We start from the raw sequence: 15,955 nt of genomic DNA on the forward strand, positions 1-15,955 counted from the left end.
ATGGATGGCAGCTCGGACATTTCCATTGAAACGGTGGACAGCCTTGGCGCGGTGACGCCGGAGGCCTGGGATGCCTGTGCCGCGCCCGGGGATGGGCGGCCGGAAGATCCGTTTGTGACCTATCGGTTTTTGAAGGCGCTGGAAGACAGCGGCTCGGTCGGCGGGCGGTCTGGCTGGCAGCCGACTTACCTGCTGGCGCGGGCGGGCGAGGAGCTGATCGCGACCGCGCCGATGTATGCCAAGTTTCACAGCCAGGGCGAATATGTGTTCGACCACTCCTGGGCCCATGCCTATGAGCGGGCCGGGGGTGAGTATTATCCGAAGCTGCAGATCGCGGCGCCGTTCACTCCGGTGCCGGGGCGGCGCTTTTTGGTGAAGCCGGGTTGGGAACGGATCGGGATGAGCGCGCTGGTTCAGGGCGCTGTGCAGGTGGCGGCGCAGGGCGGGCTCTCGGGCGTGCACGCGACGTTTTGCACCGAGGCGGAGGCCGAGGCGGGGGCGCAGATGGGGCTGATGCACCGACGGGGGCAGCAGTTTCATTGGGAGAACCGGGGGTATGCCACGTTTGACGATTTTCTGGCCGATCTGAGCAGCCGGAAGCGGAAGAACATTCGCAAGGAGCGGGAGCGGGCGCAGGGCTTTGGCGGGCGCATCCTGCGGCTGACCGGGGAGGAGATTGAGCCGGAGCATTGGGATGCGTTCTGGCAATTCTATCAGGACACCGGGGCGAGGAAGTGGGGCTCGCCCTATCTGACGCGGCCGTTCTTTGACGAGGTGCAGGCCGGGCTGCGCGAGGATGTGCTGCTGGTGCTGGCGGAGCGCGAAGGCCGGTTCGTGGCCGGGGCGCTGAATTTCATCGGGCGGGACGCGCTGTTTGGGCGCTACTGGGGTTGCACCGAGCATCACCCCTGCCTGCATTTCGAGCTGTGCTACTATGTGGCCATCGAGGAGGCGATCGCGCGGGGGCTTGCCCGCGTGGAGGCCGGGGCGCAGGGCGAGCACAAGCTGGCGCGGGGTTATTTGCCGAAAGAGACGCATTCGCTGCACTGGGTCGCCGATGAGGGCTTTCGCCGGGCGATTGCGGATTTTCTGGAGGAGGAGGCACGCGCGGTGGATTACGAAATCGAGGTGTTGACGGGCTACGGGCCGTTCCGCCGCGAGCATCGGGAGGAGCAGGATTGACGCTGGAAGAGTTGGAAGCGGCGGGCTGGGCACGGGACGGCGAGGTTCTGGCGAAGACCTTCAAGTTCCGGAATTTCTCGGAGGCGTTTGGCTGGATGGCGCGGGTGGCGCTGGCGGCGGAGAAGGCGGACCATCATCCGGATTGGTCGAACTCGTGGAATAAGGTCGAGGTGCGGCTGACGACGCATTCGGCGGGTGCGCTGACGGAGAAGGATTTGAAGCTGGCTTCGGTGATGGAGAAGCTGGCGGGGTAGAAAAATCTTCACGAAGATTTTTGAGGTGGAAGAATTTTCGTTAGAATTCTTCTGCTGGCGCCACGGGCGTGTGGTGGGCAGGGTGCGCCATGAATGCGGACCCTACGGGCTCAAGTCAGGTTTCGGGCAGCATCTCGGGGTTCCAGACGATCTCCCAGAGGTGGCCGTCGGGGTCGCGGAAATAGCCGCCGTAGCCGCCGTAGAAGGTATTTTCGGGCTGTTTCACAATATCGGCCCCGGCGCGGGCGGCGGCGGCCATGAGAGTATCGACCTCGGCGCGGGTCATGACGTTGTGGCCGATGCTGACGGCGGTGGAGCTGATCGGCGTTTTCGGCAGGCCGGTGTCATGGGCGAGATCGTCCTGCGCCCAGAGCGCGAGGCGCAAGCCCCCCGAAAGCGGGAAGAAGGCAACGGCGCCGTGTTCGAACTCGGTGCCGATGATGCCCTCGGTCGGCAGGCCGAGCCCGTCGCGGTAGAAGGCGACGGCAGCCTCGAGATCGGCCACGGCGAGGGTGAGAACGGTGATATGTGGTTGCATGGTCATGCCCCTGCTATCGGCGCCCACGGGATGCGGGCGCCTGGATAGTTCGGGGCCGCCGGATGCCCGGCGGAAGGACCCGCAGATGCGGGGGCGGGGCCAACCTTCCTCCGCCTAACCTGTTTTGAACGGGTTCCGGGGTAGGCGGTGGGGTGGGCCGTGTCAACCGGTGGTCAAAGCTGGTCGAAGAGCGCAGGCGCGGCGGAGACGGAGCATTCGCCCGGGCCGCCTTCGAGGTTGAAGGTGGTCACCACGTTGTCGTGCAGCACCATGGCGTAGCGCAGCGAGCGGTTGATGAGGCCGGCGGGCGGGGCGTTGAAGCTCATGCCGATTTCCTTGGTGAAGGTGCCTTCCGGGTCGCCCAGCATGTGGATGCCGGCCTCGGCGGCGCCGGTGTCCTTGCCCCATGCGTCCATCACGAAGGGGTCGTTGACGGAGACGCAGATCACCTCGGCCACGCCCTTCTCTTTCAGCATGCCCATGTTCTCGATGTAGCTCGGCACGTGCTTGGTGGAGCAGGTGCCGGTGTAGGCGCCGGGCAGGCCGAAGATGATGACCTTCTTGCCTGTGGTGATGTCTTTCAGCGCGATTTGCTCCGGCCCTTCGGCGCCCATCCGCACGAAAGTTGCCGAAGGGATCGTGTCTCCCACCGAGATTTGCATGATCTTCTCCCTTTATCTATTTGCTGTCCTCGTCGTTCGGTTCATGAAATGCCGCGAACGTGCGGAAAGGCAAGGGAGGTCGGGCATGGATATCGTTGTGGTGGGCGCGGGGCAGGCAGGGTCTGCGCTGGTGAGCAAGCTCCGGGGGCTGGGGTTTGACGGCGGGATCACGCTGGTGGGCGAGGAGCCGGTGGTGCCGTATCAGAGGCCGCCGCTCTCGAAGGCCTACCTGCTGGGCGAGATGGAGCTGGAGCGGCTCTACCTGCGCAGCGAGGAGTATTATGCCGAGCAGAACATCACGCTGAAGCTGGGCGCGCCGGTGACGGGGATCGACCGGGAGCACAAGGAGTTGCACCTCGGCGAGGAGCGGTTGAAGTACGACCTGCTGGCGCTGACCACCGGTTCGGCGCCGCGCCGCCTGCCGGCGGCGATTGGCGGCGATCTGGGTGGTGTGTTCACCGTGCGGACGCTGGCCGATATCGACCGGATGCAGCCAGAGCTGGGCGCCGGAAAGAAGGCGCTGATCATCGGGGGTGGCTACATCGGGCTGGAGGCGGCGGCGGTTTGCGCCAAGCTGGGGCTGGATGTGACGCTGGTGGAGATGGCCGACCGGATCCTGCAGCGGGTCGCAGCGCCGCAGACCTCGGATTACTTCCGCGCGCTGCATGAGGATCATGGTGTCGATATCCGCGAGGGGATCGGGCTGGAAAAGCTGCTCGGCGACGGCCGGGTGACGGGCGCGCTGCTCACCGATGGCGAGGAGCTTGCGGCGGATGTGGTGATCGTGGGCGTGGGAATCACGCCCTGCACGCAGATTGCCGAACTTGGTGGGCTGATGATCGAGAACGGGATCAAGACCGATGCGCAGGGGCGCACCTCTGACCCTTCGATCTTTGCCGCCGGGGATTGTGCCTCTTTCCCGCATGGGGGCGGGCGGATCAGGCTGGAGTCGGTCGGCAATGCAATCGACCAGGCGGAGCTGGTGGCCGAGAACATGCTGGGCGCGGAGAAGGATTATGTGGCCAAGCCGTGGTTCTGGAGCGACCAGTATGACACCAAGCTGCAGATCGCCGGGCTGAACACCGGATACGATGAGATCGTCACCCGGGGCGAGGGCGAGACGGTGAGCTTTTGGTACTACGCCGGCGGCAAGCTGCTGGCGGTGGACGCGATGAACGACAGCCGGGCCTACATGGTGGGCAAGCGGCTGATCGAGGGCGGCAAGAGCCCCGACAAGGCGGCGGTGGCGGACCCGGCAACCGAGCTGAAGGCCCTGCTCAAGGCGTGAGAATCGTTGGCGGAAAATTCCGCGGCACGGCGCTGGCGGCGCTGGGCAAGGGGGATGCGGGGGCGCATTTGCGGCCCACATCCGACCGGGTGCGGGAGGCGCTGTTCAACGTGCTGGCCTCGCGCGGCGGGGTCGAGGGCGCGCGGGTGCTCGACCTCTTTGCCGGCACCGGCGCGCTGGGGCTGGAGGCGCTGAGCCGGGGCGCGGTGCATGTGACGGCAGTGGATGACGGGCACAAGGCGCGGGCGCTGATCCGGGAGAATGTGGAGAAGCTGCGGGCGATGGGCGAGGTGAAGCTCTATCGCCGCGATGCCGTGCGGCTCGGCGAGAACCGGGGCGCGGCGTTTGACCTCGTGTTCCTCGATCCGCCCTATGGCAAGGGGCTGGGGCAGCGGGCGCTGGCCAGCGCGGTGGAGGGCGGCTGGATTGCGCCGGAGGCGCTGATCGTCTGGGAAGAATCGGCGCCGATGGAGGCGCCGGAGGGCTTTGACCTGATCGAGCACCGCGCCTATGGCGACACGCATATTACCCTGATGGAGAAGTCATGAGACCCGAACTGGTCATATTCGATTGCGACGGCGTGCTGGTGGACAGCGAGGGGCCGCTCTCGGAGCTGGTGGTGGCCGATCTGGCGACGCGGGGCTTTGAGGTGAGCGCCGCCGACTTTCATGACCGCTTCACCGGCGGGACGATGAAGGATGTGGACCGGCGGCTGCGCGAGGCGGGGGCCGATCTGCCGGAGGATTGGGTGGCGTTCATCTACCAGCGCATCTTTGCACGCATGGCCGAGGGCGTGGAGATGACGGAGGGCGCGGTGGCGCTGATCGACTGGCTGGAGGCGCGGGGCGTGGCGGTGGCCGTGGCCTCGAACGGGCCGATGGAGAAGATGCGCGGCTCGCTGGGGCCGAGCGGGTTGCTGGAGCGGCTGGGCACACGGGTGTTCTCGGCCCATGACCACGGCACCGCCAAGCCGGAGCCGGGCCTCTTGCTTATCGCGGCGGAGGCGGCGGGCGTGGCGCCGGAGCGAGCAGTGATGGTGGACGACAGCCCGGTGGGCCATTGGGCCGCGCGGGACGCCGGGATGCAGTTTTTCGGCTACGTCGAGCATGGCAATGCCGCCAAGATGGAGGCCGAGGGCGTGGCCACGGTGCACTCGATGGCGGAGCTGCAGGCCGGGCTGGAGGCGCTGCTCGATGGATGAGCAGCCGGAGCACTTCTGCCCCGGCTGCGGGGCGAAGCGGAAAGCGTTTCTGCGGTATCCTTGGCACTTCTGCAACGATTGCCGGGCGCTGGCCTGTGACAAGGACGGGCGGCGGATTGAGTGTTTCAACACCAGCATCGGTGGTGGCTTTGCGTGGCGCTACGTGGATGAGCCGGAGGAGGCCATGCGGGAGTGCTACGGGGTGATCGCGGTCATTCGCGGGCGGCCGGTGTATTTGCACGAGGCGCGGTTTGGCGGGGTGGTCGCGGAGCCGATGATGGAGAGCGCGCGGGTGGACCGGCGGGGCGTGTGGCGGATTGACGGGCGGTTTCCGGTGGAGCCGGAGGGGCGGTGAGGCGGGTGAGCCGGGTAGCGCCGTCCCGTGGGGTGGCGTGTGCAACGGTGGTGCGTGGCACTTTATGGTGCGGTGGTCATCTTCCATTTAAAGGATGGGCTGACAGTGAGGAAGCGCCGCCGTCTCGCCTTCGGCGAGCCTTTTATTGAAGGCGCACCTTCGGTGCGACGGGGCGGGACGGCGCTGCCCGGCGCCTTACGGCGCGCACCGGGCAGGGGCTTACCTTGCCGCCACCTGCGTCAGCTTCTTCCCAAGATCGCGCAGGTCGTTTTCGCTGACGCAGCCGGTGAAGAGCACGGTCACCGTCAGCCTGCCGCCGAAGTTTACCGTATAGCCGCCGCTGCCGCGTTTGCGGGACGAGCAGAGCAGGCCCGCGTGCCAGAAGACCTGCCCGAGGCGTGTGGAGCGGGTGAGCATGCCCATCGAGTAGCTCGAGGCGCCGTCGATCCGGTTGAGCGCCCAGCGGCGGGGCGCGGCGCCGATGGGGGAGCGCGGGCCGAAGTGGCGGATCTGGAAGGCGGTGTAGGCCGCTGCCGAGCCGTGCCAGCCGCCAAAGGCCCCGGTGCCGCCCCAGCGCGGGCTGGGCGCGAGGCCGGAGAGGCCGAGGCGGCGGGCGCAGGCGGTGTAATACCCTTGGCCGGTGACCGCCTCGATCACCGCGCCGAGCACGGCGTAGTTCTCGTTGTTGTAGCGCGTCCGGCCCTTGCCGCGCGGGGCGCGGGCCAGCGCCGGGCGGGCGACGGGCAGATGCAGGGCGGAGCTGCGTGCCCATTGACGCAGGCTCATCCGCTGGGTCGCGTCGGGCCAGAGACCGGCGGAATGGGTCAGGAAGGCGGAGAGGGGGGTATCTGCCTGGCGGGCGGATTGCGCGCCGAGGATCAGGCCGAGCGGGGTATCGAGGCGGAGCCTGTCTTCTCGCACCAGCGCTGCGATGCAGGCCCCCGTGATGCCCTTGGACAGCGAGGCGAGGTCGAAGGCGGTATCGGGGTTGGCGCCGATGCCGCGGCGGGCGACGATCTGGCCGTTCTCGGCCACGGCAAGGGTGGTGGCGGGCAGCCCGTTTGCGGCGGCCCACTGCCGCCAGACCTGCTCGACCGCGCTCGCCTTGCCCTGCGCTGCCAGCGGCCCGGTGAGGGCCAGAAGCAGCAGCAGGGCGGCGAGCGCCCTAGCCATAGGTCGGGTGGAAGAGCCCGGCGGGCGAGAGGGTGAAGATCTCGGCCCCGGAGGAGGTGATGCCGACGGAATGCTCGAATTGCGCGGAGAGCGACTTGTCGCGGGTCACCGCCGTCCAGTCATCCGACAGAACCTTGGTCTCGGGTCGGCCGAGGTTCACCATTGGCTCGATGGTGAAGAACATGCCCTCTTCGAGCGTGGGCCCGGTGCCCGGACGGCCATAGTGCAGCACGTTGGGCGGGGCGTGAAACACCCGGCCCAGGCCGTGGCCGCAGAAGTCGCGCACCACCGACATGCGGTGGCTTTCGACATAGCTCTGGATGGCATGGCCTATGTCACCAAAGGTCTGACCGGGCTTTGCCGCCTCGATCCCGCGCATGAGCGCGTCATGGGTCACTTCGATCAGCCGCTCGGCCTTGCGGGGCAGCTTGCCGGCGACGAACATGCGGGAGGTATCACCGAACCAGCCATCGACGATCACGGTCACGTCGATATTCAGAATGTCGCCGTCCTTCAGCACCTTCTCGCTGGGAATCCCGTGGCAGACCACGTGGTTCACCGAGATGCAGGAGGCGTGCTTGTAGCCCTTGTAGCCGATGGTGGCCGACTTGGCCCCGGCCTCGTTGACCCGCCGCTCGATCTCGGCGTCGATGCTGGCGGTGGTCACGCCGGGCTGCACGAGGGGCGCGCAGGCATCGAGAATTTCAGCCGCCAGACGGCCTGCAGCATGCATCCCCGCAAAATCCGCCTCGCCATAGATGCGGATACCGTCTCGTGTCAGCCGCTCGCGCGTGTCGTCCATCATTCTCATCGTCTTTCGGAGTTTCTCCCTCCAAATAGGCGCTTTGACCGCGAAACGCTAGGTCGGGACGGGCAGAGGGGCCTTTCAGCCGGGAACGTTTTTTGACATGGGGGCGTTGAGCCATTGTGAACAGGGCGTTTTTAGCGCCGGTTGCGTCATGCGACGCAGGGAAAAGAACGGGACAAGGACAGGACGACAGGCATGGAATTTCTTAACAATTTGCTGAACACCCCGGTCGGGGCCGACAAGGTGCTGGGCGATTTTCTCACCATCGGGTTCATGGCCTCGATCCTCGGCTCGGTGGTCACCGCCATCCTTATCCTGATTGCGGGCTACATCGTGGCGGGCTGGGTGAAGCGGCGGATCGTTGCGATCGCGGAGAACAACCCCAAGCTGGATGACACGCTGTTCCACTTTCTGGGCAACATCGTGCGGTGGATCATCCTCGGCTTCGCCTTCCTGATCATCCTCAACACCTTCGGGGTGCAGACCACCTCGATCATTGCCGCCATCGGTGCCGCCGGCCTTGCGGTTGGCCTTGCCCTGCAGGGCACGCTCTCGAACGTGGCGGGGGGCGTGATGATCATCGTGTTCCGGCCCTTCAAGATGGGCGACTTCGTGGAGATCGACGGGCAGATGGGCACGGTGAAGGATATCACGCTGAACACCACCGAGCTGGCCGACCTCAGCAACGTGCAGGTGATCGTGCCGAACAGCGATGTCTGGGGCAATACGATCAAGAACTACTCCACCAACAAGACCCGCCGCGCGGAGTGGACCTTTGGCGTGGGCTACGGGGTGAACCTTGCCAAGGCAGAGCAGGTGATCCGCGATACGATCATGGCGGACGAGCGCAGCAAGGCGGAGCCGGAGCCGTTCTTCCAGGTCACCAACCTCGGGGACTCCTCGGTGGACTTCCTCGTGCGGGTCTGGGTCGATGCGTCGGAATACTTTGCCTACAAGGCCGATATCACCCGCAAGGTGAAGGAAGCGCTGGACGAGGCCGATATCGAGATCCCGTTCCCCTGCCGGACGATCTACACGGTGGCTGCCGAGTAAGGCAGCCGGATGGTCGGGACGCGCCCGAGCTACACAAGCGGAAGCGGTGCGCCCGGGGTGATGGCCTCGGGCGTTATGCTGCAGGAGAGCGCCATTGCCTCGACGCCTGCGGCACGGGCGGCGGTGAAGGCCTCGGCGTAGGCCGGGTCGATATCTGACGCCACGGCCACGCGCGCGGCATCGGTGCGTTGCACGAGAAAGAGCACCACGGCGCGGTGGCCGGAAGAAGCCATTGCGGCCAGTTCGGCCATGTGGCGCGCGCCGCGTGCGGTGACGGTATCAGGGAACTCGGCGAGGCCGGGCTGGCGCGAGAGGGTCACCGATTTGACCTCGACGTAGCAGTCGGGCCGCCCGGAGGTGGTGAGCAGAAAATCCACCCGGCTCTTCTCGCCATAGGGCACCTCGGCGCGGATTGTCTCGTAGCCCGTCAGCCCCGGCACGCTGCCTGCGCGCAATGCCTCGGCCAGTGCGCGGTTGGGCAGGGCGGTATCGACCCCGGTGAAATGGCCAGCGCCGTGCTCGACCAGCCGCCAGCCATACTTGAGCTTTTTCTTGGGGTCGTCGTTGGGCTCCAGCCAGATGCGCATGCCGGGCTCGGCGAGGCCGGTCATCGCGCCAGGGTTGGGGCAATGGGCGATGACCTCGGCGCCGCTCCCTTCGAGCACTGCATCCGCGAGGAACCGCTTGTAGCGGCGGGTCAGGCGGGCCGGGACGAGGGGGGTGGCGAAGCGCATGGGGCGGGCCTATACCGACAGGCAGCAAGGCTCAAGGAGGCAGCATGGGCAACCCCACAGCGGCGATGTTGGTGATCGGTGACGAGATCCTTTCAGGGCGGACACGCGACAGCAACATGCACCATCTGGCCGGGGAATTGACCAAGCATGGCGTCGACCTCAAGGAGGTGCGGGTGGTCAGCGACGAGCGCGCGGCCATCGTCGAGGCGGTGCGGCACCTCGCGCTCTACTTTGACCATGTGTTCACCTCCGGCGGCATTGGCCCCACCCATGACGACATCACCGCCGAGGCGGTGGCCGCTGCCTTTGGCACCACCGCGCCGCAGCGGGCCGATGCGCTGAAGCTGCTGGGCGATCACTACGCGGCGCGGGGCATCGAGTTTACCGAGGCGCGCAAGCGGATGGCGCGGGTGCCCGAGGGGGCGACCATGATCGAGAACCCGGTGAGCGTAGCGCCCGGCTTCACGCTGGAGAACGTGCATGTGATGGCGGGGGTGCCCAGCGTTTTCGAGGCGATGGTGGCGGGTGTGTTGCCGACGATCACCGGCGGGGCGCCGTTGCTCTCGCAGTCGCTCCGGGTGATGCGCGGCGAGGGCGTAGTGGCCGACCCGCTGGGCGCGCTGGCGGAAGAGTTCAGTGACCTGTCGTTCGGCTCCTACCCGTTTCAGCAGGACGGGGCCTTTGGCACCAATATCGTGGTGCGCGGGCAGGATGCGGCGCGCGTGGACGCGGCGATGGTGCGGCTGGTGGAGCTGTTCGGCACGTGACCCCCGGGATGGACGCCCTCTTTGCCGCGATCGACGCGACATGGCCTGCGGTCCGCAGCGTGGAGGCCGGGGCTTGGCGGGTGCGCGAGGGCGGCGGCGGGGGCAGCCGGGTGTCGTCTGCCACGACGGATGACGAAGAGGCCGCGCTGGCCCAGATGGAGGAAGCGCAGGCGGCGCTGGGCCAGCCCGCGCTGGTGCGGCTGAGGGGCGATCAGACCCGGCTCGACGCACGGCTGGCCGAGGCGGGCTACGTGGTGAAGGACCCGACCAACATTCGTGTGGCGCCCTTGGAGCGGCTGGCGGCGGGCGAGCTGCCCCGCGTGCGCGTGTTCACGGTGGATTTCCCGCCTCTGAAGATTCAGCGGGAGATGTGGGCCGAGGGCGGCATCGGGCCGGAGCGCGTGGCGATCATGACGCGGGCGGCGGGGCCGAAGACGGCGATATTGGGCCGGTCGAACGACACGCCTGCGGGCACGGCCTTTGTGGCGCTGCACGGCGATATCGCCATGTTGCACGCGCTGGAGGTGCGGCCTGCGATGCGTCGGCAAGGCGCCGCCGTCAACATGATGCGGGGCGCGGCGCGGTGGGCACAAGATCAGGGCGCGGCCTTCATGACAGTTCTCGTCACGCAACAGAATGCGGCGGCAAATGCGTTGTATGAGCTGTTAGAAATGGATTTGGTGGGCCACTACCTGTATCGTCAGCGTCAGGCCCGAGAAGAGGCCGAGTGAGAGGCAGAGATTTGGCTAAGAACGAAGGCGTCACCGCGCTCGACCTTCCGATGGTCGACCCGCTCCCTGAAGCGACGGCGAAGTATTTCGAGATCTGCGAAGAGAAGCTGGGGCTCGTGCCCAACGTGCTGAAGGCCTATGCCTTCGACATCGAGAAGCTCAATGCCTTCACGGCGCTCTATAACGACCTGATGCTGGCGGACTCCGGGCTGACCAAGCTGGAGCGCGAGATGATCGCGGTGGTCGTCAGCTCGATCAACCATTGCTTCTACTGCCTCGTGGCGCATGGGCAGGCGGTGCGCGCCCTCTCGGGTGATCCGGTGCTGGGCGAGCAGATGGTGATGAATTACCGGGTGGCCGACCTGCCCGAGAAGCAGCGCAAAATGCTGGATTTCGCTGCAAAATTGACAGAATCGTGCGCCAAGGTGGATGATGAAGACCGCGCCGCGCTGCGCGCCGTTGGTTGGAGTGACCGGGACATCTGGGACATTGCCTCGGTGGCCGGGTTCTTCAACATGACGAACCGGGTGGCGACGGCAACGGAAATGCAACCGAACCCGGAGTATCACGGTCAGAACCGATGAGCCTTCGTGTGGCCCTCTTGGCCGCAGCCCTCGCTGCCCCGGCAGCCGGTGTTGCCGATGCCCTGAAGCTGGAGTTTCCGGCCGGTGCCCGCCAGACGGCGGAGCAGGTGGAAACCTTCGGCTCCTACCGCATGCCGATCAGCCCGTTCCGCAATGGCGACATTCAGAGCGTTTGGGCCGAAGGGCAGGTGCGCCAGCAGGCGTGGCAGGTGCAGGCGCGGGGGATGACCACGTTGCAACTGCTGGCCCCGCTGCGCGCGCAGGTGGAGGCCTCTGGCTTCGAGGTGATCTTCGAGTGCGAGGCGCGGCAGTGCGGCGGCTTCGATTTTCGCTACGCGACCGAGAACATCCCCGAGCCGGATATGCATGTGGACCTCGGTGATTACCGCTTCATGGCGGCGCACCGGATGGGCGAGGACAAGCCGGAATACGTGGCCTTTCTGGTGAGCCGGTCGGCGGGCCGGGGGTTTGTGCAGATCACCCGTGTCGGGCCGGAGGAGGCGGCGGAGGATGTGCTGGTCGCCTCGACCAAGACGCCGGACCTGACCACCAGCCTTGTGGACGAGGGCGACGAGGATGACCTCGCCGGGCCGGCGCTGGGCTTTTCGGTGCCCGGCGTGACCGGGATGCCGCTGACCCAGCAGCTTGAGATCCACGGCCGTGCGGTGCTGGAAGACCTCGCTTTTGCCACTGGCTCCTCGCAGCTGGAGCAGGGGGATTACACCTCGCTCGATCTGCTGGCGGGCTATCTGAAGACCCACCCGGAGCGGTCGGTCGTGCTGGTGGGCCACACCGATGCCGAGGGATCGCTGGCGGGCAATATTGCGCTGTCGCGCAAGCGGGCGGGGGCGGTTGAGGCAAGGCTGACCGCGCTGGGCGTGCCCGCGAGCCAGATCAAGGCGGAGGGCGTGGGCTTTCTGTCGCCGATCACCTCGAACCTGACCGAGCAGGGCCGTGAGGCCAACCGGCGGGTTGAGGCCATTCTTTCATCGACGGAGTAGGCGGGCGTTCGTCCGACCTTCGAGACGGTCTCGCGGGGTGCCGAGCTACGCGAGGGCGTTCAGCAGGTGCGCGAGCGCGGCGCGGTAGGGTGCCGGGTCGGCACCCTCTGCGATGGCGAGCGCGGCGCGGTCGAACATGGCGGAAAGCAGTTGCGCGGTTTCGGGAATGGGTGCCTGTAGCCGGAGCGCGGTGAGGGCCTCGCGCAGGGTGGCGCCGCCGGTCTGATCATCAAGCCGGGCGAGTTCGGAGAGGCCGAGCACGGCGGGCGCCTCGACGAGCAGGAGGCGGGCACGGCCCGGGGCCTCCATCGCGGTGAAGTAGGCATCGGCGCCGGAGAGCAGCGCCTCGATCACCGGCACATCGGCGGGCGCGGCGGCGCGAATCGCGGCGGCAACGGCCTCTGCTTCGGCCTCGATCACCGCGCGGAAGAGATCGGTTTTATCGGAAAAGTGGTGATAGAGCGCGCCGCGGGTCATGCCTGCGGCGGCCACCAGCTCGGGCGTGCCGGTGGCGGCGAAGCCTTTGCTTACAAAGCAGTTTCTGGCGGCGACCAGCAGCGCCTCGCGGGTCTCGCGGGTGCGGGCCTCGTTGGAGCGGCGGGCGGGTTTTGATTGCATGCATACAGCCTGTATGTTTATGTCGCGACAGGTACATGCATAGTGTATGTTTCTTCAATCAGGGAGAGAAGCCATGAAATGCACGCAGTATTATCCGGTTTTGATGTGCGCGGAGGTTGCGCCGCGGGCGGCGTTCTACACGCAGCACTTTGGCTTCAAGCCGCTGTTTGAGGCGGACTGGTACGTGCATCTGCAATCTGCGGAGGACGAGGGGGTGAACCTTGCGCTGCTCCAGCGGGACCACGGGACGATTCCGGCACAGGGGCGCGGTGCGGAAGCGGGCGGGTTGCTGCTGAACTTCGAGGTGGAGGATGTGGATGCGGTGCATGCCCGGCTGAAGGCGGCGGGGCTGCCGATGCTGCTGGACCTGCGGTCGGAGGAATTTGGCCAGCGGCACTTCATCACCGCTGATCCGGGCGGCGTGCTGATTGACGTGATCACCCCGATCCCGCCGTCGGACGCCTTCGCGGCGCAGTTCGACGCGAGCGCCCTGCCGGGGTGAGCCAAAAGCAGAGGCCGGGCAGAGAGCCCGGCCTGTGTGATGTGTTCGGAAACACCCGGCGGGCGGGCTGTTACCAGGCTTCGGGGCCTTTGGCGGCGAAGCTCTGCACCAGGAAGTCGATGAAGGCGCGGACCTTGGGCTGGGTGAAGCGGCCCGGCGGGTAGACGGCGTAGATGCCCAGCATCTCGATCGGCAGATCGGGGATCGCCTCTTGCACCAGCCCGGCCTTTTCGGCCTCGCAGTAGAGAAAGTTGGGCAGGTAGGCGATGCCGAGGCCGGAGATAGCGGCGTTGAGCAGCGACTGGCCGTCGTTGACGGTGAGCCAGCCAGCGGTGCGGACCTGGCGCTTTTCACCCGAGGGGGCGGTCAGCTTCCAGACGTTGCCCGAGGACTGGTTGGAATAGTGCAGGAGCTTGTGCTCGTTCAGGTCGTCGATCTTTTCGGGCCGGCCATATTTTTCGAAGTAGGCGGGCGAGGCGATCATGCGTTTGGTGGTGTCGGCCAGCTTGCGGGCGCGCAGGGTGCTGTCTTCGAGCTCACCGATGCGGATCGCCATGTCGAAGCCTTCGGAGATCAGCTCAACGTAGCGGTTGTTCAGCACCATGTTGACGGTGATGTCGGGGAATTCGGAGAGGAACTCGCCGAGCACGGGGGAGAGGTGATTGACCCCGAAGTCGGTAGCGACCGAAATCCGCAGCAGGCCCGAGGGCGCCGATTGCATGGAGGTGACCAGCGCGTCGGCCTCTCCGGCATCGTTCAGCACGCGGCGGGCGCGGTCGTAATAGGCGAGGCCGATCTCGGTGGGCGAGACGCGGCGGGTGGTGCGATTGAGCAGGCGGGCGCCGAGGCGGGCCTCCAGCGAGGAGACGTGTTTGGAGACGGCGGATTTGGAGATCCCCATCTTTTTGGCCGCATCCGTGAAGCCGCCTTGGTCTACGACCGTGGCGAAGGCTTCCATTTCGGTCAGACGATCCATACCGCGCTACCTCTGCTCGTTGTATTTCCGAGCCTTGGTATGGTCGTGAAATCGGGCGCAATTGGGACCGGAGCCGGACATTACCGGGGAAATGGTGGCGATTGTCAGGCAGGCGGAAACACGCGGAGGTAGTATTGGCGGTTTGAAACCCCGGAAAGCGGAGTGTTTTTGGGGGTGGTCAGGCGGCGGGGGTTGCCCCGCCGCCTGCCGTGTTGGGGTGGCGTCAGGCGGCCTGACGCTCGTGGGTGCCTTCCTCGATCTCCTCGACGATCTTGGAGACGAAGGCCTTGAGATCCTCAGGTTGGCGCGAGGTGACGATGCCATTGTCGGCCACCACCTCACGGTCGACCCAATGGGCGCCCGCGTTCTTCACGTCGGTCTTGATGGAGGTGTAGGAGGTCATCTCCCGGCCCTTCACGATGCCGGCCTCGACCAGAACCCAAGGCGCGTGGCAGACGGCGGCGATGGTTTTGCCGGTGTCGTGGAAGTCACGCACCAGTTTCAGCACATCGGGCTCGACGCGGAGCAGGTCGGGGTTGATCTGGCCGCCGGGGATGACGAGGGCGTCATACTCACCCGCGCCGACGCGGGAGATCTGGGTGTCGGCCTCGGCCTCGCGGCCCCAGTCGGAGCCTTCCCAGCCCTTGATCGCCTTGCCGTCAAGCGTGGCGACATGGACGGTCGCGCCATTGGCGCGGAGTTGGTCACGGGGAAATTCGAGCTCGGACTGCTCGAAGCCGTGGGTGGAGATGATGAGAATCTTTGCTTCTTCAATGCGGGGCATCTGGTGCTCCTTTCGCTGTTGTTTCGCTTGGCGACTCAACGGGCGGGGAGCGCTGGGGTTCCTGCCCGGAGCGGGCGGTTTGTGGCCGAGCGGGCGGGCACGGGCTTTCTGGGCGGAAGCCCGCGTGGCGGGGTGATTTGGCCCGGCGGCAAAAGGATCAGCGGGCGGCTCAGGCGGGAAGGCGCGGGCGCTGCGCGCAGGATTTGGCGGCGCGGCGCCGGGGTTTGGCCGGAGCGCGCGACGGGCATGGAAACGGGGCGGGGGTGGGACTTACCTCTCTCTCGCAGGCCGCGGTGAGATGACAGCCGGGGCCGCTCAACCCAGTAAGAGGATACCAAGAGCAATGACCAAGATTACCATGACCGCCGCCGCCCTCGCCGCGCTTCTGGCCGCGCCGCTGGCCGCTCAGGATGCGCCGATGGTGGAAGACACCGATGGCAACGGCACCTTCTCGATGGAGGAGATGCAGGTGGCTTATCCGGACATCACCGAGGAGATCTTCACCGAGATCGACACCTCGGCCGATGGTGAGGTGGACACCGCCGAATGGGAGGCCGCCGTGGGGGCGGGCCTTCTGACCTCCGGCTAAGGCCGGGGCGGGCGGCGGGGATAAACCCCCATTCCCAGGTGCCCCGCCGCTCGTTTTGCAAGTGACTGCTTGCGTGAGGCCGTCAGTCGGAGCGATCCGGCTGGCGGTTTTGTGTGTTGGGGCGGCGGGGCAAGCCTCGATCTGCGGCGGTGCTG

The 15,955-nt window shown here is 66.5% G+C and carries 21 protein-coding genes; 13 read left to right on the forward strand and 8 right to left on the reverse strand.

The window, feature by feature from the left end:
- Together KUV38_RS19695 and KUV38_RS19700 are read left to right on the forward strand one after the other, a co-directional pair.
- On the forward strand, window positions 1–1,182 hold the full coding sequence (locus tag KUV38_RS19695) for a GNAT family N-acetyltransferase (RefSeq protein ID WP_222472135.1): 1,182 nt from the start codon (window positions 1–3) through the stop codon (window positions 1,180–1,182).
- Window positions 1,179–1,436 (forward strand): 4a-hydroxytetrahydrobiopterin dehydratase, encoded by a 258-nt coding sequence (locus KUV38_RS19700; RefSeq protein WP_222471923.1) that lies wholly within the window; start codon window positions 1,179–1,181, stop codon window positions 1,434–1,436. The genes KUV38_RS19695 and KUV38_RS19700 overlap by 4 nt, the downstream gene beginning before the upstream one ends.
- Before the next feature lie 115 nt (window positions 1,437–1,551).
- On the opposite strand, the gene KUV38_RS19705 is transcribed toward KUV38_RS19700, so the two are convergent.
- Together KUV38_RS19705 and KUV38_RS19710 are read right to left on the reverse strand one after the other, a co-directional pair.
- Window positions 1,552–1,974, reverse strand: coding sequence for a VOC family protein (locus tag KUV38_RS19705; RefSeq protein WP_261385510.1), 423 nt, complete (start codon window positions 1,972–1,974; stop codon window positions 1,552–1,554).
- Between the two features lie 173 nt (window positions 1,975–2,147).
- Window positions 2,148–2,636, reverse strand: coding sequence for a peroxiredoxin (locus KUV38_RS19710; protein WP_222471925.1), 489 nt, complete (start codon window positions 2,634–2,636; stop codon window positions 2,148–2,150).
- 85 nt (window positions 2,637–2,721) lie between these two features.
- On the opposite strand from KUV38_RS19710, the gene KUV38_RS19715 reads away from it, so the two are divergent.
- Genes KUV38_RS19715 through KUV38_RS19730 form a run of 4 tightly spaced genes read left to right on the forward strand, consistent with a single transcriptional unit; the run spans window position 2,722 to window position 5,480 of the window.
- Window positions 2,722–3,924 (forward strand): NAD(P)/FAD-dependent oxidoreductase, encoded by a 1,203-nt coding sequence (locus KUV38_RS19715; protein WP_222471926.1) that lies wholly within the window; start codon window positions 2,722–2,724, stop codon window positions 3,922–3,924.
- The gene (gene rsmD, locus KUV38_RS19720; protein ID WP_222471927.1) at window positions 3,921–4,472 is read left to right on the forward strand and encodes a 16S rRNA (guanine(966)-N(2))-methyltransferase RsmD; all 552 of its coding nucleotides are present in this window, start codon (window positions 3,921–3,923) and stop codon (window positions 4,470–4,472) included. Before KUV38_RS19715 ends, rsmD begins: the two co-directional genes overlap by 4 nt.
- A complete protein-coding gene (locus KUV38_RS19725; RefSeq protein WP_222471928.1) occupies window positions 4,469–5,125 on the forward strand; it encodes an HAD family hydrolase in 657 nt (218 codons plus the stop codon). The genes rsmD and KUV38_RS19725 overlap by 4 nt, the downstream gene beginning before the upstream one ends.
- Entirely contained in the window at window positions 5,118–5,480 is a 363-nt protein-coding gene (locus tag KUV38_RS19730; protein WP_222471929.1) for a hypothetical protein, read from the forward strand. Before KUV38_RS19725 ends, KUV38_RS19730 begins: the two co-directional genes overlap by 8 nt.
- 219 nt (window positions 5,481–5,699) lie before the next feature.
- Here the strand turns inward: KUV38_RS19730 and KUV38_RS19735 are convergent, their stop codons facing one another.
- Both KUV38_RS19735 and map read right to left on the reverse strand, forming a co-directional pair.
- The gene (locus KUV38_RS19735; protein ID WP_222471930.1) at window positions 5,700–6,653 is read right to left on the reverse strand and encodes a serine hydrolase domain-containing protein; all 954 of its coding nucleotides are present in this window, start codon (window positions 6,651–6,653) and stop codon (window positions 5,700–5,702) included.
- On the reverse strand, window positions 6,646–7,455 hold the full coding sequence (gene map / locus KUV38_RS19740) for a type I methionyl aminopeptidase (RefSeq protein WP_222472136.1): 810 nt from the start codon (window positions 7,453–7,455) through the stop codon (window positions 6,646–6,648). The genes KUV38_RS19735 and map overlap by 8 nt, the downstream gene beginning before the upstream one ends.
- A 201-nt stretch (window positions 7,456–7,656) precedes the next feature.
- Here map and KUV38_RS19745 point away from each other — a divergent pair, with 201 nt between their 5' ends.
- Window positions 7,657–8,514, forward strand: a complete 858-nt coding sequence (locus KUV38_RS19745) for a mechanosensitive ion channel family protein (protein WP_222471931.1) — start codon at window positions 7,657–7,659, stop codon at window positions 8,512–8,514.
- A 29-nt stretch (window positions 8,515–8,543) separates the two neighbouring features.
- Here the strand turns inward: KUV38_RS19745 and sfsA are convergent, their stop codons facing one another.
- Entirely contained in the window at window positions 8,544–9,248 is a 705-nt protein-coding gene (sfsA, locus tag KUV38_RS19750) for a DNA/RNA nuclease SfsA (protein WP_222471932.1), read from the reverse strand.
- 44 nt (window positions 9,249–9,292) lie between these two features.
- Between sfsA and KUV38_RS19755 the strand changes: the two genes are divergently transcribed.
- From KUV38_RS19755 to KUV38_RS19770, 4 genes are read left to right on the forward strand one after another with little or no spacing between them, the layout of a single operon-like run.
- Entirely contained in the window at window positions 9,293–10,015 is a 723-nt protein-coding gene (locus KUV38_RS19755) for a competence/damage-inducible protein A (protein ID WP_222471933.1), read from the forward strand.
- 8 nt (window positions 10,016–10,023) lie between these two features.
- A complete protein-coding gene (locus tag KUV38_RS19760; protein WP_261385472.1) occupies window positions 10,024–10,746 on the forward strand; it encodes a GNAT family N-acetyltransferase in 723 nt (240 codons plus the stop codon).
- Window positions 10,747–10,757: 11 nt separating this feature from the next.
- Window positions 10,758–11,330, forward strand: coding sequence for a peroxidase-related enzyme (locus tag KUV38_RS19765; protein ID WP_261385473.1), 573 nt, complete (start codon window positions 10,758–10,760; stop codon window positions 11,328–11,330).
- Window positions 11,327–12,331: an OmpA family protein gene (locus KUV38_RS19770; protein ID WP_222471935.1), complete on the forward strand. Its 1,005-nt coding sequence runs from the start codon at window positions 11,327–11,329 to the stop codon at window positions 12,329–12,331. Before KUV38_RS19765 ends, KUV38_RS19770 begins: the two co-directional genes overlap by 4 nt.
- Window positions 12,332–12,376: 45 nt before the next feature.
- On the opposite strand, the gene KUV38_RS19775 is transcribed toward KUV38_RS19770, so the two are convergent.
- Window positions 12,377–12,949 (reverse strand): TetR/AcrR family transcriptional regulator, encoded by a 573-nt coding sequence (locus KUV38_RS19775; protein ID WP_222471936.1) that lies wholly within the window; start codon window positions 12,947–12,949, stop codon window positions 12,377–12,379.
- A 73-nt stretch (window positions 12,950–13,022) separates the two neighbouring features.
- Here KUV38_RS19775 and KUV38_RS19780 point away from each other — a divergent pair, with 73 nt between their 5' ends.
- Window positions 13,023–13,451, forward strand: a complete 429-nt coding sequence (locus KUV38_RS19780; protein ID WP_222471937.1) for a VOC family protein — start codon at window positions 13,023–13,025, stop codon at window positions 13,449–13,451.
- 70 nt (window positions 13,452–13,521) lie between these two features.
- Here the strand turns inward: KUV38_RS19780 and KUV38_RS19785 are convergent, their stop codons facing one another.
- The gene (locus KUV38_RS19785) at window positions 13,522–14,427 is read right to left on the reverse strand and encodes a LysR family transcriptional regulator (protein WP_222471938.1); all 906 of its coding nucleotides are present in this window, start codon (window positions 14,425–14,427) and stop codon (window positions 13,522–13,524) included.
- 223 nt (window positions 14,428–14,650) lie between these two features.
- Complete coding sequence (locus KUV38_RS19790) at window positions 14,651–15,211, reverse strand: type 1 glutamine amidotransferase domain-containing protein (RefSeq protein ID WP_222471939.1); 561 nt, start codon at window positions 15,209–15,211, stop codon at window positions 14,651–14,653.
- Between the two features lie 343 nt (window positions 15,212–15,554).
- On the opposite strand from KUV38_RS19790, the gene KUV38_RS19795 reads away from it, so the two are divergent.
- Window positions 15,555–15,800 carry an EF-hand domain-containing protein gene (locus tag KUV38_RS19795; RefSeq protein ID WP_213547113.1) on the forward strand — a complete coding sequence of 82 codons (246 nt, stop codon included), beginning with the start codon at window positions 15,555–15,557 and terminating at the stop codon, window positions 15,798–15,800.
- The last annotated feature ends 155 nt before the right edge of the window (window positions 15,801–15,955 follow it).

The sequence above is a fragment of the Vannielia litorea genome, from assembly GCF_019801175.1.
GTDB lineage: Bacteria > Pseudomonadota > Alphaproteobacteria > Rhodobacterales > Rhodobacteraceae > Vannielia > Vannielia litorea_B.